The sequence below is a fragment of the Sphingomonas sp. UYEF23 genome (assembly GCF_040546165.1).
GTDB lineage: Bacteria > Pseudomonadota > Alphaproteobacteria > Sphingomonadales > Sphingomonadaceae > Sphingomonas > Sphingomonas glacialis.
Genome location: NZ_JBEPNG010000006.1, coordinates 211,232 through 231,931 on the forward strand (window position 1 = coordinate 211,232; position 20,700 = coordinate 231,931).

General features: G+C 66.8%; 14 protein-coding genes. 3 read left to right on the forward strand and 11 right to left on the reverse strand.

Annotated features, from left to right (window positions below):
- The 6 genes from ABIB28_RS12910 to ABIB28_RS12935 all read right to left on the reverse strand — a co-directional run bounded on the left by ABIB28_RS12910 (nt 1) and on the right by ABIB28_RS12935 (nt 4,526).
- On the reverse strand, nt 1-522 hold the full coding sequence (locus ABIB28_RS12910) for a hypothetical protein (RefSeq protein ID WP_354288494.1): 522 nt from the start codon (nt 520-522) through the stop codon (nt 1-3).
- 8 nt (nt 523-530) lie between these two features.
- Nucleotides 531-1,010, reverse strand: a complete 480-nt coding sequence (locus ABIB28_RS12915; RefSeq protein ID WP_133190880.1) for a cupin domain-containing protein — start codon at nt 1,008-1,010, stop codon at nt 531-533.
- Between the two features lie 179 nt (nt 1,011-1,189).
- Entirely contained in the window at nt 1,190-1,366 is a 177-nt protein-coding gene (locus tag ABIB28_RS12920) for a hypothetical protein (RefSeq protein ID WP_354288496.1), read from the reverse strand.
- 26 nt (nt 1,367-1,392) lie between these two features.
- Nucleotides 1,393-2,403, reverse strand: coding sequence for a YncE family protein (locus ABIB28_RS12925; RefSeq protein WP_354288497.1), 1,011 nt, complete (start codon nt 2,401-2,403; stop codon nt 1,393-1,395).
- 67 nt (nt 2,404-2,470) lie between these two features.
- Nucleotides 2,471-3,862 carry a sensor histidine kinase gene (locus tag ABIB28_RS12930; RefSeq protein ID WP_354288498.1) on the reverse strand — a complete coding sequence of 464 codons (1,392 nt, stop codon included), beginning with the start codon at nt 3,860-3,862 and terminating at the stop codon, nt 2,471-2,473.
- Entirely contained in the window at nt 3,849-4,526 is a 678-nt protein-coding gene (locus ABIB28_RS12935) for a winged helix-turn-helix domain-containing protein (protein WP_354288500.1), read from the reverse strand. The genes ABIB28_RS12930 and ABIB28_RS12935 overlap by 14 nt, the downstream gene beginning before the upstream one ends.
- A 186-nt stretch (nt 4,527-4,712) precedes the next feature.
- On the opposite strand from ABIB28_RS12935, the gene ABIB28_RS12940 reads away from it, so the two are divergent.
- The 3 genes from ABIB28_RS12940 to ABIB28_RS12950 are packed head-to-tail and all read left to right on the forward strand — an operon-like array spanning nt 4,713 to nt 10,134.
- Nucleotides 4,713-6,041 carry a TolC family protein gene (locus ABIB28_RS12940; protein WP_354288501.1) on the forward strand — a complete coding sequence of 443 codons (1,329 nt, stop codon included), beginning with the start codon at nt 4,713-4,715 and terminating at the stop codon, nt 6,039-6,041.
- On the forward strand, nt 6,038-7,069 hold the full coding sequence (locus ABIB28_RS12945) for an efflux RND transporter periplasmic adaptor subunit (RefSeq protein ID WP_354288502.1): 1,032 nt from the start codon (nt 6,038-6,040) through the stop codon (nt 7,067-7,069). Before ABIB28_RS12940 ends, ABIB28_RS12945 begins: the two co-directional genes overlap by 4 nt.
- A complete protein-coding gene (locus ABIB28_RS12950; protein WP_354288529.1) occupies nt 7,069-10,134 on the forward strand; it encodes an efflux RND transporter permease subunit in 3,066 nt (1,021 codons plus the stop codon). The genes ABIB28_RS12945 and ABIB28_RS12950 overlap by 1 nt, the downstream gene beginning before the upstream one ends.
- Nucleotides 10,135-10,784: 650 nt before the next feature.
- Here the strand turns inward: ABIB28_RS12950 and ABIB28_RS12955 are convergent.
- From ABIB28_RS12955 to ABIB28_RS12975, 5 genes are all read right to left on the reverse strand, one after another.
- Nucleotides 10,785-14,114 carry a glycosyl hydrolase gene (locus ABIB28_RS12955; RefSeq protein ID WP_354288503.1) on the reverse strand — a complete coding sequence of 1,110 codons (3,330 nt, stop codon included), beginning with the start codon at nt 14,112-14,114 and terminating at the stop codon, nt 10,785-10,787.
- Between the two features lie 106 nt (nt 14,115-14,220).
- Nucleotides 14,221-16,488 carry a TonB-dependent receptor gene (locus ABIB28_RS12960; protein WP_354288504.1) on the reverse strand — a complete coding sequence of 756 codons (2,268 nt, stop codon included), beginning with the start codon at nt 16,486-16,488 and terminating at the stop codon, nt 14,221-14,223.
- A gap of 104 nt (nt 16,489-16,592) precedes the next feature.
- Nucleotides 16,593-18,974 carry a glycoside hydrolase family 3 protein gene (locus ABIB28_RS12965; RefSeq protein WP_354288505.1) on the reverse strand — a complete coding sequence of 794 codons (2,382 nt, stop codon included), beginning with the start codon at nt 18,972-18,974 and terminating at the stop codon, nt 16,593-16,595.
- The gene (locus ABIB28_RS12970) at nt 18,971-19,549 is read right to left on the reverse strand and encodes an NADPH-dependent FMN reductase (protein ID WP_354288506.1); all 579 of its coding nucleotides are present in this window, start codon (nt 19,547-19,549) and stop codon (nt 18,971-18,973) included. The genes ABIB28_RS12965 and ABIB28_RS12970 overlap by 4 nt, the downstream gene beginning before the upstream one ends.
- Nucleotides 19,546-20,652 carry an LLM class flavin-dependent oxidoreductase gene (locus ABIB28_RS12975; RefSeq protein WP_354288507.1) on the reverse strand — a complete coding sequence of 369 codons (1,107 nt, stop codon included), beginning with the start codon at nt 20,650-20,652 and terminating at the stop codon, nt 19,546-19,548. The genes ABIB28_RS12970 and ABIB28_RS12975 overlap by 4 nt, the downstream gene beginning before the upstream one ends.
- Nucleotides 20,653-20,700 lie beyond the last annotated feature (48 nt).

A 20,700-nucleotide genomic window follows, 5' to 3' on the forward strand; every position in this document is an offset into this window, starting at 1 on the left:
TTACACCTCGGCGTGGCGATGGCTCCACGAGCGCGCAGTCCGCTCAGCGCGCGTCGGCACCACTGCCCAATGACAGGCGTTCGGGCCGAAGTCGCGTTGGGCATCGTCGCGCCTGAGCGTCATTCCGAGCGGGCGTTCGCCCATATCCGCCAGGAATGCGGGAAAATCGTCTCGCCACCGCGCAGCCACCGCAATCCCTCGGCCGCCGCATTGCGGATAGCCGCTGACCTTTGGATTGTCGCACAGGCTCTTCATCGCCTGCCAAGCGCGGTAGGTCGGCGCATGCCGTTTGTCAGCGCGCTCGCCATGCGTGCGCAGCCGCGCGGCGCTGATCTCGCGGTGTCTGCAGCCACAGCTCGTGGTGCTTCCTGCCCGTACGTTGCCGCCATGCGCCACGATCATGGTGCCGCAATCACAGGCGAACAGCCAATGACAATGGCCGTGCCGATCTGTGTGCGAAAAATCCACCCCCAGAAGCCGCGCATAGCGCTGCCCGGCCATATCGATCCGAACCTTGCGCATCTCCCCCGTCAACCGTGCTTGTCGGCTGCAGGCTTTGGTTGCACCGACCAGGCGGCCGGTTCGTCGCCCTGGTCGGCCTTGGCCGCCGCTGCCGTGGCCTGCACGGTATCTGGCCTGTGATGCGCGGGGGCGTAGACGGTATAGAGTTGCATCGGCGTCGTGCCGGTGTTGGTGATGTTGTGCCACGTTCCCGCCGGAACGAGCACGCACCAGCCGTCCGAAACGTCTTTCTCGAAGCTCAGCGCGTCCTTGGCAGCACCCATCTGCACGCGCCCATGGCCGGCATCAAGGCGCAGGAACTGATCGGTCTCGGGATGCGCCTCGAGACCGACATCGCCACCGACCGGGATCGACATCAACGTCACCTGCAGATAGCGACCGCTCCACGCGACGGACCGATACTCGGCATTGTCCCTAGTCGCGCGTTCGAGGTCGAACGACTGCGGCTGTGGCCCGACGTCTTTGATGCGTGAGTCGGTGCCGGCCATCATTCGTCTCCTCGAAAGCGTCGACCGGGCGGGGACTGCTTCACCCATTCTGAAGCGCACGCCGTGTCGCGATGGCGCTATCTAGCAGGCCGCTGCGACGGAACAGCGTCGGAAACTACGCACGCCACAGGACGCTGCGCCGCCGGTATGCATCACCATCGGAGAAACGCGCGAGATCGTCAGAACTTGAACCGAACACCCGCCTCGTAGCTTTGGTCGTAGAATTCGCGTTGCGTCGTGGGATATTTGACGATGTCCTCGGCGGACTGGACGTTGATGAGATGGGAGGCCGCCTTTTTTTCTCGGCGCGCGCGGTTTTTGCCGCGCGCGTGGCTGTGCCGACGATCGTTGAACAAAGTTCGACGATCGCAAAACCGCACCTTCAACGCGCAGGTTTGACCACCAGAATGTGAAAGGAGCCCGGCACCATCGCGGGACGTCCGCCGCCCGCTGCAGCCGCGCCGAACTTCGCGGTTGGCAGATACAGCGCGCCCGTTTTGGGGGCGAGCGCGCCGGTGCGCGCGCCGACTTCGGTCGTCACGACGCCCACGGCTTCCACCCGGACACCTTTCAGCGAAAGGATGTCGAGCACCCCGTCTTTCCCGCACGGGATGAACGCGAGCCCGCGCGCCTCGTCCATAATCACGGCGTCGGGCCCCGCGCCGATATCGACGAGCGCGCTCAGCTGCCGCCGACGGGCGTCGACGATGGCGGCCTTGCCGTTGGCGCACGACGCGATCAGGCGGTCGTGCGCGCTGTCATAGCCGAGCCCGGTCGGTGCCTTGCAGCCCGGCAGCGCGATCGCCTTGCCGGCGACCCCGCGCGCGACGTCGACCGTTTCGATCTGGTCCGCCTCCTCGTTGTTGACGAACAGCGTCCCGTCCGCGCCGAACGCGGCATATTCGAGCGCGGGCTTGACCGGGATCGTGCGAGACACCTTTCTGGTGGCGAGGTCGATCACCGACACGGTACCGCTATCGGCATTCATGACATAGGCATGGGCCTTCTGCGGATCGAGAATGGCAGCGTCGGGTTTCTTGCCGACGGCGATGCTCGCGGTTTCGGCACCCGACCGCAGATCGTACAACCGCACGGTGCCATCGGTCCCGCTCGTTACCAGCAGCTTGCCGCCGGACAGCGGCACGACCGCATGGCCGCGCTGCACGCTGCCGAGCGAGGTGACCTTGCCGGTCGCCACTTCCAGCACCGTGACGGCGTTGCTGCGCGCGACATACACGAACGTGCCGTCGTCGTCGGTGCGGGCATAGTCCCACGATCCGTCGGGCCCAGCGATCGATTGGGTGACGGCATAGATCGGCGCGGGCGTCGCCGCGAGACCGGACGGCGTGGCGGCAGCTGCAGCGAGCAGGACGAGAAGCGAAGGGCGGCGCATGGCGGTCTCCACGAAGATGAGGGCTGCCTTTTGCCCCAGCGCCCCACCGCGGTCACGTTAGGGATCGCTAATCCAGCGCTGCGACCCCGGTCTCGACCACGCGTGTGGGCTGCGCGAAGGTCAGGCGAACCCGCAAGCCAGGGCGATTGTCGAGCAGTTCGAGACGGACGCGATGGAGCGCCGCAATCGCCGCGGCCAGCGCCATGCCGAGCCCAGCGCCCGGCAAGTTTCGGCTGCGGTCGAGGCGGTAGAAGCGAGTCAGCACGGCGTCGCGTTCATGCGGCGGAATGCCAGGTCCGTCATCGCTGACGCTCGCGACGATCGCGCCGTCGATCTGCTCTAGCCGGCTGACGATGGTGCTTCCGGCCGGCGTATGGCGGATCGCATTGTCGACCAGATTGGTCATCATCTGCGCCAGCAATTCGGCATCGCCCTCGATCAGCAGGCCGTCGGCATGCGCCGCGATCAAGGTTTTCCCATCGTCCTCGGCAACGGGCTGATACGCGGCGATCACTCGCCCGACCAGTTCGCTCAAATCGAGCGGAGCGAAATATTGGCGCCCGTCGCCCCCCTCGAGCGTCCCGATCCGCAACAACGCCCGGAAGATCGCGAGAATCTCGTCGGTCTGCGCGATGGCGGTGTCGATGCTGGCGTCGAACCGCTCCGGGTCACGCGCATCGCGCGTTTGCTCGAGCTGCTGGCGAAGCCGCCCGAGCGGAGTGCGCAGATCGTGGGCGATGTCGGTGGTGACCTGGCGCAGGCCGTCCATCAGCGCGCCGATCCGGTCGAGCATCGCGTTGAGGTTCGCCGAGAGCTGGTCGAATTCGCGGCTGATACCGATCGGCGGCAGACGTTCGGCCGTATTGCCCGCCATCACCCGCGCGATCGCAGCGTTCACGCGGTCGAGGCGGCGCATGAACAGCGCGCCGATGAGATAGCCACCGACCAGCGCAAGCACGGTGATGACCGCTCCCGCGACGACCAGGAAGCGGTCGAGCGCACGCCGCAATTCCTGGATGTCGTAAGTGTCGGTGGCGACGACCAGCGTCCCGCCGTTGGGGAGAGCAACCCCGAGGCTCCGCAAGGTTTCGGCGGCGGGGTCCTGCGGGTCGTCGTGCACCGCGACCTGCCCCCAGCCGAGCCTGACCGTCGGCGTGCCGATATCGTCGACCAGCAGGCGTCCGGCGCGGTCGATCACCTGGTATCGGAACGCTTCCGCGCCGCTGGCGCGCCGATGCCGGGCGATCGCCCCGATCAGGCTTGCTCGCCCCTCTTCCCGGTCCTCGCCGGCAAGGATCGCGGCCTCGCTGGTCAAGCCGCCTTCGGTGGCATCGACCGCATAATGCGCGATGGACCGCTCGACGACGACCAAGACGAGCGCGGAGCCTGCCGCGAAGGCAAGCGCGAGCAGGCAGGCAAAGCGGAACGCGCCGCTCCGGAAACCGCTAAGCCAGGCCATCGCACCGATAGCCCGCGCCGCGCACCGTATGGATCAGTTCCTGATCGAAGCCGCGATCGACCTTCGAGCGCAAGCGACTCATGTGGCTTTCGATGATATTGGTCTGCGGGTCGAAATGGAACGACCACACGTTTTCGAGCAGCATCGTCCTTGTGACGATCTCGCCTGCGTGCCGCATCAAATATTCGAGCAGCTTGAACTCCTGCGCCTGCAACGGGATCGCCCGGCCGCCACGCCGCACGCTGCGCTTGATCAAATCGATTTCGAGATCGGCGACGCGCAGCACGGTCGCCACATCTCGAGCCGCCTGGCGGCGCAACAAGGCGTTGACCCGCGCGAGAAACTCGATCGCGGCGAACGGCTTGACCAGATAATCGTCGGCGCCCGCGTCGAGCCCCTCGACGCGGTCATGGACTCCGTCGATCGCGGTGAGGAAGATCGCGGGGGCGCGAACACCGGCCGCGCGAAGCGCCTTGAGCACGCCAAGCCCATCGACTCCGGGCACCATGCGATCGAGGATGAGGACAGCATAATCGTTGGTGGACCCGAGGACGATCGCGTCGCTACCGTTGCTGCAAGCGTCGACGACATGCCCTGCCGCAACCAACGTGTGCTCCAGATGGGTGCGGGTCGCTTCGTCATCCTCGAGCAGCAGCAGGTTCACCGCATCACCTCCACCAGCTGCGTAGCACGATCGCCTAGCCGGACGTCCCGCGTCGCGCGCAAGTTGGGAATAAACAATATCCGGATCATCATCCGCCTATGCCATATCGCACGACGGTCGCGCGTTCTTTCCGCGGCTCGGCTTCCGGAGTTGACCGCGTTGAGACGTACCCTTCCGCGCCGCGCCATGGCTGCGCTCGCCGCACTGAGCGGCGTGACCGGGTGCGCGCGCTACACCCCGCTCCCGCTGGCGACCGCGCCACCGCTGGCGGCCGACGTGCGATCGTTGGCGCGGGCGGAAACGATCGTCGCGACAGAACCGCTGTCGGTCGCGCAGGTGGTCGACCTCGCCCTCGCCAACAATCCCGACCTCAAGGCGGCACGGCTGCGGCGCGCGATCGCCGCGGGCCAGACGCGGCAGGCCGGTGTCCTGCCCAATCCGTCGCTGACCGGCGCCTTCCTCCCGCTGCTGTCGGGTGGCGGGGCGGTGCCCGCGTGGAACATCGGCCTCAGCCAGGACATCAAGGCGCTGCTCACCTACCGCACGCGCCGCCGCGCCGCTGTCGACAGCGAACGCCAGGTCGCCGCGGATATCGTCTGGCAGGAATGGCAAGTCGCGGGGCAGGCGCGGCAAGTCGCAGGCGACCTGATCCTCGGCGCAGCCAGTCGGCAAAGCTATGTCGCGGCCTATCGGTTGCTGGCCGCGCGCAACGCCAAGCTCGAACAGGCACTCGCCGCGCGCAACGTCACGCTGGTGACGGTCGCGCCCGACCGGGTCGCGCTGCAGGCCGCGCGGACCGCGCTCGATGCGCTCGATCAGCGGCAATTGGCGTTGATGCATCAGCTCGACGCATTGCTCGGGCTCGCGCCCGACGTCGTCGTCCCGCTCGCGACGCAGATCGATCTGCCGCGGTTCGACCCCGCCGCGATCCGCGCCGGGCTCGCGACGTTGCCCGACCGCCGCCCCGATCTGATCGCGCTGCGGATGGGCTATGCCGCCGCCGACGAACAGCTGCGCCAGGCCATCGTCGCGCAATTCCCCGACGTCGTTCTCGGCGGCAGCGTCAGCAGCGACAGCTCGAAGGTCATCAATGCCGGCCCCAATGTCGCGATCGGCCTGCCGATCTTTGATCGCAACCAGGGCAATGTCGCGATCACGCGCGCGACTCGTGCGCAACTCCAGGCCGACTATGCCGCGCGCCTTGCGACGGCGGTTGGCACGGTCGGTGCGTTGCTGCGTGAGATGGAGCGACTGTCCGCGCAGCTTGCGGTCGCGCGCCGCGACCTACCCGCGGCGCGGTCCGCCGCCAACCGCGCGCAGGCCGCGTTCGGCGCCTCCAACATCGACGAGCGGGGCTATGTCGACCTCGTCTACAACCGCTTTGCCAAGGAACAGGAGATTATGACGCTGGAACTGGGATTGCTCGACCGACAGGTCGCGATCCAGACGCTTGTCGGCGATGGCCTGCCGACCGTGGATTTGCGCGCCGACGACGCCCGGGCGGTGTCGCGATGAGGGTGCCGCTCGGTCTGTCGATCGCGCTGGCGCTGTCGGGCTGCGGTGCGGGGGGCACCCCAGATTCCGCACAAACCGCAGTACCGAGCGCGCTCGTTTCCACAGTCGCTCCGATCCAGGGATCCTTGCCCCAAACGGTCATCGGCTATGGCACCGTTGCGCCCGCGCTCAACGGAACGCGTAGCTTCAACGAAGCGCAGCCGGGCCAGATCACGCGGCTGATGGTCGCCCCCGGCACGGCGGTCCGGCGCGGGCAGCCGCTCGCCAGCTTCGCCACCGCGCCCGCGTCGCGGAGCTTGTACCGCCAGGCGGTCGATGCGCTGAGCGCGGCACGCAAGCAACGCACGACCACCGCGCAGCTGCTGTCGCAACAACTCGCGACGCAGGATCAGTTGGTCCAGGCGGAAAAGGCGGTGTCCGACGCGCAGACCGCGCTTGCGGCGTTGCAGGCGGATGGGGCGGGGAACGGCGAACAGACGCTGACCGCCCCGTTCGACGGCGTCGTCACCACCGTGAGCGTCGCCCAGGGTGACCGGACGCAAGCGGGCGCCCCGATCCTGACGGTCGCCAAGGGAACGGGTATCATCGTGACCGCCGGCGTCGACCCTGCCGAGCGCGGTCGCGTCGCGGTCGGGCAATCCGCGTCGCTCGTCCGGCTGTCGGGCGGAACGTCGCTGACCGGACGCGTGCTACGGGTCAGCAATGCGCTCAATGCCAAGACCCGGCTGGTCGACGTCGACGTTGCGTTTCCGGTCGGAAGCCTGTTGCCGGGCGAAGCTATGCAGGTCGCGATCGCCACTGGGCAGGTCGCCGGCTGGGTGGTGCCGCATCGCTCCGTCGTCACCGCGGGCGGGCCGGCGCACGTCTTTCAGGTCAGCGGCGGCAAGGCGGTCGCCGTCCCCGTCACGGTGGCGCTCGCCTCTGATGCGGGCGATGTCGTCAGCGGGGCGATCGACCCCCGGCGTCGCCTGATCGTCGATGGTGCCTATCAGGTCAGCGACGGTGCCGCCGTGCGGTGGACGCGCTGATGCTCGAGCGGTTGCTGCGCGAGCAATCGCGCGCCTTCGTCCTGATCGCCATCGCACTGGCAGTGGCGGGGCTGGTCGCCGCGCTGTCGCTGCCGATCGGACTGTTTCCGCAAGTGTCCTTCCCGCGCGTCGTGGTCGATCTCGATGCCGGCAGCCGCCCCGCCGATCAGACCGCGCTGACCGTCACCCGCCCGGTCGAGGAAGCGCTCCGCGCGATTCCCGGGGTGCAGGACGTCCGTTCCGCGACCAGCCGCGGGGCGGCGCAGATCTCGATCGATTTCGGCTGGGGCCGCGACATGGTCGCGAGCACGCTGCTGGTCGATTCGGCGATCGCGCGGACGATCGCGTCGCTTCCGAGTGGCACCCAATACACCGTCCGGCGGATGGACCCGACGGTGTTCCCGATCATTTCCTACGCGCTCGTCTCGACCGCCGCCGATCCGGTCGCGCTGCAGGATATCGCAAAATACCAGATCACGCCGTTGCTCTCCTCGGTCCCAGGGCTCGCGCGCGTCGGCGTGCAGGGGGGCGACACCGCCGAGGTGCAAGTGCTCGCTGATCCGCACCGGCTCGCCGATCACGCTCTGTCGATGGCCGACCTCACCACCGCGATCCGCAACGGCAATGTGCTGAGCGCGGTCGGACAGGTGCAGGATCGCGGGCGCCTGTCGCTCGTCATCGCCGATCGCAGCGTGACGACCGCGGCGCAGATCGGTGCAATCATCGTCTCTGCCGATCCGCAGGGCGTCGTCCGCGTTCGCGACGTAGCGACCGTGCAGAATGGTGCCGTCCCGGTGTGGCAGCGCATCGTCGAGGATGGCACGCCCGCGGTGCTGTTCAACATCTACGAACAGCCCGACGGCAATGCGGTGCGGATCGCGCAGGGCGTGCAGCAGAAGCTCGCCACGCTCGCGCTCCCGCCCGGCGTCAAGCTGGTCTGCTGGTACGACCAGAGCGAGCTCGTCACGCAATCGGTCGCCAGTGTGCGCGACGCAGTGCTGATCGGGCTCGTGCTCGCAGCGGTGGTGCTGTTGGGCTTTCTGCGCAGCTGGCGGGTGACGCTGGTCGCGGTCATCGTCGTGCCCGCGACGCTTGCGGCAACGGTGCTCGTCCTCAGCATGCTGGGGATGAGCTTCAACATCATGACGCTCGGCGGGATCGCCGCTGCCGTCGGGCTGCTGATCGACGACGTCATCGTGATGGTCGAGCATATCGCACGCCGCGCCGGCGCGATCGGCGCTGACGGCCGACCCGCCGGGGACGCCGCGGTGATCCCGGCGGCGCGCGAGTTCCTCGCGCCGCTCACCGGATCGAGTCTTGCAACGCTGATCGTGTTCGTGCCGCTGTCGTTCCTCACCGGGGTGACCGGCGCCTTCTCCAAGGCACTGTCGCTGACGATGGCGGCGGCGCTTGCGATCTCCTGGGCGATGACCGCGTTCGTCGTGCCGGTGCTGGTGCGCTGGCTGGTCGATTTCAGCGCGTGGCATGACCCCGGCACGCCCGGAGTCGGGCGTATGGCGCGGCTCCACGATGGCATTCTCGACCGCCTGTCGGCACGCCCCTGGCTGCTCGCCATCGCCGCGGTTCCCCTGCTGGCGATCGGCTATGTCAGCTACGAAAACGTGCCGAGCGGCTTCATGCCCAAGGTCGACGAAGGCGGGTTCGTGATGGACTATTACACTGCGCCCGGCACGTCGCTCGATGAAACGGGGCGGCAGGTCGGCCAGATCGACGCGATGTTGAAGGCCAACGCGGCCGTGCTGACCTTCTCGCGCCGGCTCGGCACCGGGCTCGGCGGCGATCTCGGGCAGAGCTATCACGGCGACTATTTCGTGCGGCTCAAGCCCGGTCATGCCGCCCCGACCGAGGAGATCGCGGCGGCGGTGGCGGAGCGGATCACCGCGGAGGTACCCGGCGTCCAGGTCGAAGTCGCGCAGCTGATCGAGGATCTGATCGGCGACTTGACCGCAGTGCCGCAGCCGATCGAGGTGAAGCTCTATGCCGCCGACCCTTCGGTCCTGCAGGGCGAGGCGCGCAAGGTCGCTGCGCTGATCGGTAAGATCGACGGCGTGGTCGAGGTGAAGGATGGCGTGCAGCTCGCGGGCGATGCGCTCGACGTGCATGTCGATCCGGTCCGCGCAGGGATCGAGGGTGTCGCTCCCGCCGATATCGAGGCGCAGTTGAGCGCCGCGTTGACCGGGAGCGTTGCAACCACGCTCGCCCAGCCGAGCAAGGCGGTCGACGTGCGGGTGCGCTTGCCCAACGCACCGACGCTCAGCGAAGCCGGGCTCGCCCAATTGCCGATCCGCGCGAGCGACGGACACGTCTTCGCGCTGTCGCGCGTCGCCACGATTGAGGCGGTGACCGGACAGCCGCAGATCAGCCGCGAAAATCTCGAACCGATGATCGCGGTGACCGGGCGAATCCAAGGCCGCGGGATCGGTGCTGCGGTCGGCGACGTGCGGGCGGTGCTCGACCGGCCAAGCGTTCTCGGCCCCGGCGTGCGGTATGAACTGGGCGGCCTCTACCAGCAGCAACAGATCGCTTTTTCCGGGTTGATCAAAGTGTTCGGGGCGGCGCTGGTGGCAGAGCTGGTCTTGCTGCTGATCCTCTATCGCCGCTTCTGGTTGCCGGTGATCATCATCGGCTGTTCGCTGCTGTCGACCACCGCTGTGTTCACCGCGCTGTGGGCGGCGGGGGTCGATCTCAACATCACGGCGCTGATGGGAATGACGATGATCATCGGCATCGGCACCGAGATGGCGATCTTCTACGTCTCGGAATTCGAAGAGCTGGCGCGGACCATGCCGCCCGCGGCGGCGACGCGCGAGGCGAGCCGCAACCGTCTGCGCCCGATCACGATGACGACACTCGCGGCGATCTTCACGCTGCTGCCACTTGCGCTGGCTATCGGTCAGGGCTCGGGGATCCAGCAACCGCTCGCGATTGCGATCATCGCCGGTCTGATCTTGCAATACCCCTTGGTATTGCTCGCGATGCCGGTCCTGGTACGGCTTACGTTGCCAAAGGGCGAGCGTGTCCTCGACACCGTACGCCAATCCTGATCGATCGGACCGACGAGAAGGTGTAGGCGATGCCAGACCGACCATCGCTTTCCGCAGAAATACTGGCGGCTGCGCTCGGACCACCATCGCGGTATTATGAGGGGGAATTCCGGCAACTCGCAACGATTGGCCGCTTGTGAGATTGGCATGCGCGATGACGTGCCCCTCGAAATACCCCAAAAAAGCGGGGCATCACGGGCCAGAATGGCACCAAAGCGCGCGCAGCAAGCGGCGATGAATCGGCGACAAGCCACCGAAAGCAGACACAAAACCCGCCTCGGGAATTTCTGAGACGGTTTGGTATGTCGGTGTGTGGTTGCGGAAACCTGCATTCAGCTTGGCTTGTTTACGTCGACCACGTGGTCGACCCAACCGCGTCGTAATTAAAATTTCGGAAGAAGTATGGCAGCATCAGAATACTACCGAGGAATGGCGTCCGTTCTGAGACATCGATAAACATTAACATTGTTTGGAACTCTCGCGCTCCGCTTGAAGAGGGCATCGGGCGAACGAAGCGACGCGTCCCTCGCACCACGGTGATTGCCTTAACGCTCGGATCGATGTCGACCGGGCCGATGGATTTGCGGCGAGGCAACTTAAGGACGCTCACTTGTCTCCGCATGAGGATTTCCGCGCGGTCGAGATTTCTCTCAATGCCGAGTCGATAGCACCACCGGCCCTATCAGGCCGGAGGTCCGCAATGGCGCATCGGCGCGATACGTCGGTAGGGTGGTGAAGGTCACTTTCTCCGCGTTCGGCTGCGCATCGCCGATCAGGCGGTTGACCCAAAGGTTGGCAACTCGCACTTCGATCGTATTGCGGCCGGCGCGGACAGCGCTGCCAATATCGACGCGGTACGGTGGGTGCCACAGCGTACCGACGCTCAGCCCGTTGATCCGCACCTCCGCCACGTCCCCGACGCTGCCAAGGTCCAACACCACCGATTTTGCCGCGCTTGCCCGCGGCAGGTCGAACCCACTGCGGTACGTCGCAATTCCCGAGAAATAGCGGATGCCCGGATCGGCGCTTTTATCGAGCGGCTGCAGCACGGTCATCGTGGTTTTGGCAGGCGCCCCGCGCCCCGGCTCGAATGTCACGGACCATGGCGCGTTCAGCGTTGCAAGGAGCGTCTCGACGGTCGGTGCGACAGTCTCGCTGCCTAGCGCTGTGTGCTTGCGAAATACGACGAACACGGACTCATGCGCCTTTAGCGTAAGCGGGGTCACGGTTGACCCGCCGAACCGTCGCCAGGAGATCGGCTCGCTTTGGCCGGTCTCGGCATGCCACAGTTCCGGGATCCTACCGCTTACCGAAAAGGTGGCATCGATCTGCGCGACTCGATTTCCGCGGTTGTCGATCCAATAGATGTCCGCGCCAGCGGTGCGCCGATGCACGAACGCCAACTCGGCGTCGGCTGGTCCGCTATGCTGAAAATCGGGGGCGATCTTGGCGCGCGCCAGCCCTTGCGCGACGCTGTCGACAGCGATCACGCGGCCGGCCCCTACGCGCGTCTCTTGCCCCCCGGCCCACAACCGCGTGACGAGCGTTGCAAACGCCGCGGGATCGTCGGCAAGGCTCGGGCTGCTATCTGGCGCCTTGCCGATCACGGTCGCCCCCGCCTCGGCGAGCGCGGCAATGCGGCGCAGCGTCGGCAGCGTCATCCGGCGGGAGGTGCCACCGAGATAAAGCGCCTTGTAGCGCGCACCGCCCTTCGCGACGATCAGCCCGTGCTCGACCGTTACCGCATCGGTCAGCGCGGGTGCATTGATATAATCCCAGCCCCAGACAGGCGGCACGTCGGCCAACGGTGTGACCGCGTTGAGTGCAGTGATCGGCGCTTCCTCACCATAGAAGTAAGCCAGATCGGCAACATTGCGCCCCTGCTGCAGCAGGAAGCTGGTGCGTGCGATATAGTCGATCCAGGGTCGTGCCAGCTCGGCCCAGGTCTCGTGCCGCGTGAAATACTGCCCGATCATCGCCAGGCTGAGCCCCGGCGCCCGGTCGAGCGGCTGATGGACCGAGGTGTGGATCACGGGCCGATTGATGCCGTTCGCGAATTCCAGGTCGATCATCGGCCGCAAATCGGCCGGCGCGAACGCCCACGGCCAGAAAGCGGCGGTCAGGGACTCGGCCGCGACCAAATTCTGCCCATAAATGTGCGCGACCGACGCCGCGCCGCGATCATCGCCGATCAGCGTCGCGCGTGGTCCGTCCGCGCCATACGTCCACATCGCCGCCATCGGAATGTCGGTATGCGCCCGCATCGCCATATCGTCGCCGAGCACCGGACGCTTGTCTTCGAGCGCTTCGCCATAGACTTTCAGCCCATGCTCATGCGCCACCGCAGCGAGCGTTCCGTAATGCGCATCGGCGAGCAGGTCGGCGAGCGTCTGGCGATAGTCGTACAGAAACGCGTCGCTCCGTGTCGCCGAGCCGATCACCGCCCCGGTCAGCGTGGGCAGCCAAGGTATAGGGTCGTAGCCCCGGAGCCGCTTGAACGCAGATACCATGTCCGGCGTCCAGTTCGATGCGCCGACCTCGATCGAATCGGTCAGCAGCGCGCCGAGACTCTTGCCGATCGCGTCCTTGCCCGCGGCGTCGCGATAAAGGTGGAGATAGGTTTCGAGATACCGCCGAACCGCTGCGGCATCATATTTGTCGACCTCGAGCCCGGTCGCCTCGGGGGGCGCGGGATGGTTGGTCTTGCCGAGCAGCGTCGAACCCAGCCGCACTATCCGCCAACGCCCCGGCGGCGGGCTCCAGTCGAGCGTGCCGTCGGGGTGCAGCCGGGTGGTGAGGTCGATCACGCGCGCGGGATCGACCCCCGGGCTCGCGGGCGCGTCGAGCGCATAATAGTCGAGCGCGATGTCGAACCCCGCCTTGGTCTCGGCGCGATGGACTCGCGCGGCATCGCTTACGCGAAACATGCCAAGGCGGACTGTTGGGCCCTGCGGGGCTTTCGGGAATATGTCGATGATCTCGGCACCCGGCGCGCCGATGCTCATCGGCCTTGGCCCCGACATGGCGGTCGGGACGAGCACCAGCCGTACCGCGCGCGTGCGGACGGGTGCGAACGACACCGTCGTCGGTACGACCCCGAGCGGAACGTCGGCGAGCTTGCGCCAGCGGCCATCGACCTCTGCCTCGATGATCGGACGCAGCACCGGCGCGGAAAACGTCGATTTGGCATCGCTGATGAATACCGTCGCTGCGCGGATGGTGCGCGGGGCGGCGAACCGCAGGATGGCCAGTCCCGGCGCGGCGGCCGTTCCCCTTGCGACATCGACGGCGGAGACCAGCGATGCATCCGAGAGCGCCGCGGCGTCGAGGGGCGTTCCGATAGCGTCGTTCGCCGTCACGCGCGGCGCGGCACCCTCGGGGATCGGGTACGCCAGAACTGCGACGTCGGTGTAGAAACTCGGCTTTGGCGACGCGACGGGCGCGCCGCCCGGTTCGTCATTCTTGAACGCGATATCCTGGAACGGTCCGGTCGTTACGGGCGGCGGCCCGAGCACACCGCGGAACCGCGTTCCGCCCAAGACGTCGGTTTCGCTCCAGACAAGCTTCTTCATCGCATCGCGCGGCGCGACCCACGGACCACCTGTCTCGCTCCAGCCGGGCGAGGCCGCGATCGCGAATTCGAGCCCGAGCCGATCGGCGGTCGCCACGGCGTGCGCGAAGGCATGTTTCCAGGGCCGCGTCATATAGGGCAGCCGCCGCTCGACGATTTGCGGCGTACCGAGCGTCGCGTCGAAGGTCTGCACCCCGCCGATGCCGATCCGGTGCATCCATTCGAGATCCTTGGTGATCCCGTCCTCGGTAATGTTGCCATTCAACCAGTGCCACCAGACGCGCGGTCGCGCGCTGGCGGGGGGATCGCGAAAGCCATCGACCAAAGGATCGGCCGCGGCAACCGTCTGGGCGTTCGCCGCGGTCGTACTCAGCAGCGCCGCGAGCAAAAGGAGGGCACGCGCGCGCATCATATCGGAAGCCTTTCCAGCATGGTTGGCCGCTGCCTGGACGCGACGGCCATGACCAGATCCAGACGGGCAGCGACAGCGCGGACGCCGGCGCTGCCCGCGACGATCAGTATTTGAAGCTCAGCCGCATGCCGTAAGTCCGCGGCGGCTGGAACTGATAGGTGTTGATCGACGGGATCGCCGTGAAGTTGCGCGTCGCGTTCGCGAACACCGCCTTGTCGGTGAAGTTGCGAACGAACGCCGAGATCTGCAGGTGCCCGCCCGCCGGTGCATAGGTCAGTTGCGCATTGCCCGTCGCATACGCCGTCTGGCGCGTGTCGGCGTCGTTGAACACGCTGTAATAATAGGCCGTCGAATATTTCCCATCGACCCGCGGCGTCAGCGTCGCGCCATTGGCGAAGTCGAAGCGATATTCGAGCCCACCGGTCAGCGCGAAGCGCGGCGCGTTGGGCAGATCGTTGCCCGAGACGTTGCGCGACACCGCCGCACCGGTCACCGGATCGGTGCTGCTCACCGTGCCGATATTCTTGTCGAACTGCGCGTGCAGGTAGGTTCCGTTGAGGTCGAGGCGCGCGGCACCGAACAAGGCGATGAACTGCGCCTCGGCGCCGTAGATCTTGGCGCTGCCGATGTTGAACACGCCAGACCCCGACGAGACCACGGGCGAAGCCTGCGACGCCTGATAGCCCTTGTAGTTCTGGTAGAAGATATCGGCGTTGAGCTGCAGCTTGCGATCCGCGAAACGGTTCTTGGTGCCGATCTCCCACGAATAGACGTTCTCGGGGCCGTAATCGACCGACGGCGCCGAACCGTTGGAATTGAAGCCACCCGATTTGTAGCCGGACGAATATTTCGCATAGACGAGATTGCGATCGGTCGGCGTCCAGTCGATCCCGCCAAGGAAGGTCGGACGCTGCTGGCGCAAGGTGCCGTTGCCCAGCCCCGGAAGGATCGGCGGGTTCCCCAGGCAGCCGATGATCGGATAGAGGAACGCCGGGATATGCGCGATGTCGCAGCGCAGCTGCGAGGTCCCAGTGCGGTCCTTCTTGTCCCAGGTGTAGCGCGCGCCCGCGGTCAGCTTGAGCGTGTCGGTCACGCGCAGGCTCGCCTGGCCGAAGACGGCGTCGGAGCTGGTCTTGGTGTTGTAGCGGAAGCGGACCAGATATTGCCCGGCATATTGCCCCGACAGCTGCAGCAATCCGCTGTCGAGCGAGTTGCTCTCGTCGAAGTGGAAATAGCCGACCTGCGCCGAGAATGCGCGGCCCTGCGGCGTGGCGAGGCGGACTTCGTGGTTCCACGTGTCGGGATTTTCGGCCTGACGGAAGTTGACCGGGTTGGCCGCGTTGCCGCTTGCGTCGAGCGCATGGCGCCACTGCTGCGAGTCGTACCCACCAGCATAGGTCAGCGTCAGACCGAGCGGGAGGCGATCATAGCTGAATTCCCAGCGGATGCGGTTGCCATTGATGCGATTGAAGGTCGGCGCGTAATTGACGAACTGCTTCTCATCAAAGCTTGTCGGAAGGATCGTCGCAATCGGACGGATCGCCGCGACATCGCCGACATTGTTGATGTCGTCATGCTGATACTGGATCATGCCGTCGAACCCGGCAAAGGGCTGCACCGCCAGGGTGACGCGACCCGACGTCGTCTGATCGTCATCGCCGCGACCGCCGACGCCGAGCAGCTCGCGATACCCGTCGTGCCGGCGCGCGACGCCCGAGAGGCGCAGCTGCGCCCAGCTCGCGAGCGGAATATCGATACCCGCTTCAGCGTTGACCGTCTTGTAATTGCCGGCCTCGAGCGAGAAATTGCCCCCAAGATCCTTGCCCGGCCGCCGCGTGATCAGGCTGATCAGGCCGCCGGTCGAATTGCGCCCGAACAACGTCCCCTGCGGCCCTTTCAGCACTTCGACGCGCTGCAGATCGTAGATCGAGGTGGCGATGCTGAACGAGCGGTTGGTGAAGAACCCATCGCGCGCAATCGGCACCGACGGATCGCCGATCTCGGTGACGTCGGTCGAGGCGATGCCGCGGATCGCGACATAGGCAGCGCCGGTCGAGGAGACGATGTTCACGCTCGGATCGATGCGCTGCAAGTTGGTGACGTTGGTCACGCCCGCGGCGGCGAGGTCGGCGCCGCTATAGACCGTCAGCGCCGTGGCGGTCTTCTGCGCGCTCGATTCGACGCGGTTGGCGGTGACGATGATATCCTGCAGCTGGTCGGCAGGGGCTTGGTCGCCCGTGGCCGCGGCAACTGCCGGAGCGCCCGGTTGCGTGGTCGGCGCGGGCGCCGGCTCGGTCTGCGCCATCGCCGGCAGCGCGGTGGTGATCAGCGCCGTCGTGGCCATGAGCCGCAGGAAATCGGATGTATTCATGCTGTCCTCCCCTTCATCCGCGGGTCGGTCGCCATCCGGCACCGCCCGCATTTCATGATCGACACCATCGTCGAATTATAATTAGCGTTCTAATACCAATATGGCTATGCCGTCAAGACGGTCGGAACGGTCTTCATCGTAATGACGAGCGGAAGATCGTCCGACGCTTGTCCGACGTGCAGCGACAGCGGCCCGGCGATCGCCATCCAGCCGTCCGCGCGCCAGACGCGCAGCATTCTCGGCTCGATATCGATGGCGATCTGACGTTGCGCACCGGCCGCGACGAAGACCTTCGCGAACCCGACCAGCGCGCGCTCGGGCGCGGAGCGATAGACCTGGACGACGGTGCCGCCGTCGCGTTCGCTCAGATTGCGCACCGTCACGCCGACCTGCGCGCCGTCGATCGTCGGCTGTTCGATCGCGAAGCGGGCATAGCCCATGCCGCTGCCGAACGCGTAGGCAGGCGTCTCCATACCGCGCCAGCCGACGGCAAGTCGCTCCGAATACGCAAGTTTACCGTCAGCGTCGGGCGTGAGCCCCAGCGCGGGATAGTCGGCCTCGTCGCGCGCGATCGACACCGGCATCCGCCCGCCCGGCTCGCGATCCCCGGCAAGCACTTCGGCCAAGGCGCGACCGAACGCCTGCCCCGGATACCAGGCGACCAGCACGGCGCCGGCGCGCTCGGCCCAGGCGGCATCGAACGCATGGCCGACATTGGCGACGATCACGGTGCGCGGGTTCGCCGCCGTCACCGCTTCGATCAATGCGATCTGCTCGGGAGCGAGCCGCGTATCGACACGGTCCTTGCTCTCGACGCTCGAATCCGATGTCTCGCCGACCACCAGGATCACCGCATCGGCGCTGCGCGCGAGGTCCACCGCGCGATCGTGCATCGCCTGCGCCGAATCGGGCGTGCGAACGCCGAACCACAATCCCTGGACCCGCGCGGGCGTGTGCCGGAAGACGATCTCGACGAGGACGTCGCGGCCCGCCACGAGCGGCACGATCGAACAATCGGCATCGCCGCGCTTGAGCGTACCCATCACGTCCGACGCCGCTACGGCCTCGTCGCGGCGCAGCACCTCGGTTCCATCGACCGTCATCGCCACCGCGCCGGTGCCACCGAGATAGAAACGATAGTCGCCGTCGCGCTCGGGCGTGAACCAGCCGCGCGCACGGATCGCAGCCGGGCGGTCCCATGCACCCTGCTCGTGGACGCCGACGAACCAGACGAGCGAATTGGTCGCGCGCGTCTCGCTGAAGCGTGGCGTGCCCGACACAGCGGTGTCGTCGAAATAGTCGATCGTCATGCCGACGGTGCAGCCGTCGCCTAGGTCGCGCTCGGGCCGCACCGGCATCGAGGGCAGTCGCGGCTGCGGATCGACGCCGACCTCGTGGACGATCCGCGCCTGTCCAGCATAGTGACGGCGGATCGCCTCGAGCGGGCGCACCGCATCGGGCGTCACCGCGATCTTGGCGAAGGTGCCGCCCTGATAGCAGGGCGCATCGGCATTGGGCCCGATCACCGCGATCGTCGCATCGCGACCGGGAACCAGCGGCAGCAGGTCGCCCTGGTTGCGCAACAGCACGAAGCCCGCCGCGGCGGCCTCGGTCAACAGATCGTCGACATCAGCCGTGGCGATCGAGGGCGTCTTGGCACCGGTGAACCGCCGCGCGAAGCCCGCGACCCGCGCCGCGGCATCGGCCACGCGCGCGGGATCGACCTGATCGGCCAGGACCGCCGCGCCGACCTTGGCGCCGAGAAAGCGGGCCGGCCCCGGCATTTCAAGATCGAGCCCGGCGGTGATCGTCGGAACGGTGCTGTGGGTGCCGAACCAGTCGCTCATCACGACGCCGCCAAAGCCCCATTCGCCCTTTACGATATCGGTCAGGATGTGATGCTGCTCGGCGCAATAGCTGCCGTTGACGCGGTTATAGGCGGCGAGCATGCCCCCCGCCCCGGCCGCCGCGGCGAGCTCGAACGGCAGCAGATAGACTTCGCGCAGCGTGCGTTCGTCGATCACGACGTTCATCGTGTCGCGCGCGGTCTCGCTGTCGTTGCAGACGAGGTGCTTGACCACCGAGGCGGTGCCGGTCGACTGCAGGCCGGTCGTCCAGGCCGCGCCGAGCGCACCGGCGAGATAGGGATCTTCCGAGAAATATTCGAACGCCCGCCCGGCGAGCGGACTGCGCGCGAGATTGACGTTGGGCGCGAGCACCGCGTCGACGCCGCAGCGGACGGCTTCCCCGCCGACCAGCGCGCCGACCCGCGCGACGAGATCGACGTCCCAGCTCGCGCCAAGCGACGTCCCACACGGCGTCAGCAGCGACACGTCGCGTTCGTCGACGCGGCCGCTCGCGATCCCCATCGGGCCATCGGCCATCGTGGCCGCCGGGATGGCGTGCGCGGGCAGCGCCAGCGTCGACCACATCGCGCCGCCGGCGGACAGGCTGGCTTGTTCTTCGAGCGAAAGCGGATCGGTCATGCGGCGTGCGCCTCGAGTGCGAAGGTCATGATCTGCCGCGCTTGCGCGGAAACTGCCGAGGCGATGCCGGCGTCGACCAGATCGCCGTTCGCATCGAACGGCCGCTGCTCGACCGAATTGACCGCGATGCCGATCGGCGTCGGCCAGCCGCGCATCGCGTGGACGATCCCGCGCAACGCGCTCAGCGTCACGCCGCCCGCCTGCCACCCGGCGGCAGACACGATCAGCCCGACCGGACGCCCCTCGAAATACGGACGCGCGTCGCCGCGCAGATCCTCGAGCAAGTCGATCGCGTTCTTGACGAGCCCCGAGACCCCGCCGTGATAGCCCGGTGTCCCGAGCACGAGACCATCGGCCTCGCGGACGCTCTCGATGAAGGCCCGCTGTTCATCGGTGCGCGCGGTATCTTCGACATTGAAATGCCCGAAGCGCGCGAGCGCCGCGCCGTCGAACAGCGTCGTCTCGGCACCCACCTCGCCACAGGCGGAGAGCACCGCGCGCACCAGCCGCTCGCTGCTCGAGCCAGCGCGCAGCGTACCGCCGATCCCGACGATGCGCTTGCGACGAACGCTCATGCCGCGTCGCGCAGCGCCGGCATGACCCGCGTCGAAAGCAGTTCGAGCGTCTGGTCGGCATAGCGCAACCGTTCAGCCGTCAGCGGACCCGTCGTCGTGCCGCACAGGATGTTGCCGATGCCGAGCGCCACATACGGCTTGAGATGCTCGATCACCGTCTCGGGGCTGCCATAGAGGCACCAGGTTCCGATCCAGTCCTCGGTCAGCGCGTTCGGCGTGCGATCGGTCTTCTTGTTGGCGCCATCGGTCTCGGCGCGCGCGTTGAACGCCGCCTCGCGCTCGATCGCTTCCTGGTAGCTCGCCAGGATCTCGAGCAATTCGGTCCGCGCCTGCTCGTCGGTCTCGGCGAGGTGGACGACTTGATAGGTATGCGTCGACCAGGACAGCGCGTCGGCGACGATTTCGGGCGCGTGGCCCGCCGCTTCGAGCATCGTGCGATAAGCAGTGAAATGCTTGGTGACGTGCTTGAGCGGCTCGGTCCCGCCGATCACCGGCGGGGTGAAGGCCGGGATGAACGCCGGCCAGCCATTTTCCGCGGCACGCCGCGCGCTCGTTTCCTTCATCGCAACGGGCATCAGCCGGGCGTGTCGCGGCGTATAGGCCGCTGGTGCGATGCGCTGGAGGACGCGGCCCTTATATGGGCCATTGTCGATCTCGACCGCGGGATCCTCGACACGCTTGGCCCAGAGCTGCTCGGCAATCGCGAGGTTGCGGTCGGCGATCGCCCCGGCGTCCTGATAATTGACGCCGAAGCCGATCATTTCCTCGGGCGTCGTGCCGCTGCCGACGCCGACGAGCAGCTTGCCGTCGGTCAGCTGGTCGAGGATGTTGATCCGCTCGACGAAGCGCACCGGATGATGCAGCGGCACCGACGTGATCGAGAAGCCGAAATACATCTGCGGCAGCTTTGCCGCGAGATAGGCCGCGAACATGTAGCTGTCCGACGCGATCGGCATATAGCCGTTGAAATGGTGGTCGGGCAGGAAGATCGCATCGAAGCCGAGCTCGGCCGCGCGGGTCGCATGCCCCTCCAGATCCTTGATCAGCGCACGATCTTCTTCCGGCGCCATCGATCGGGCATTCAGGAAAACCGAAAATCGCATAGTCTATCCCCTCGCACGCTCACGCGGTGATGCCTTGCCGGCCATCCC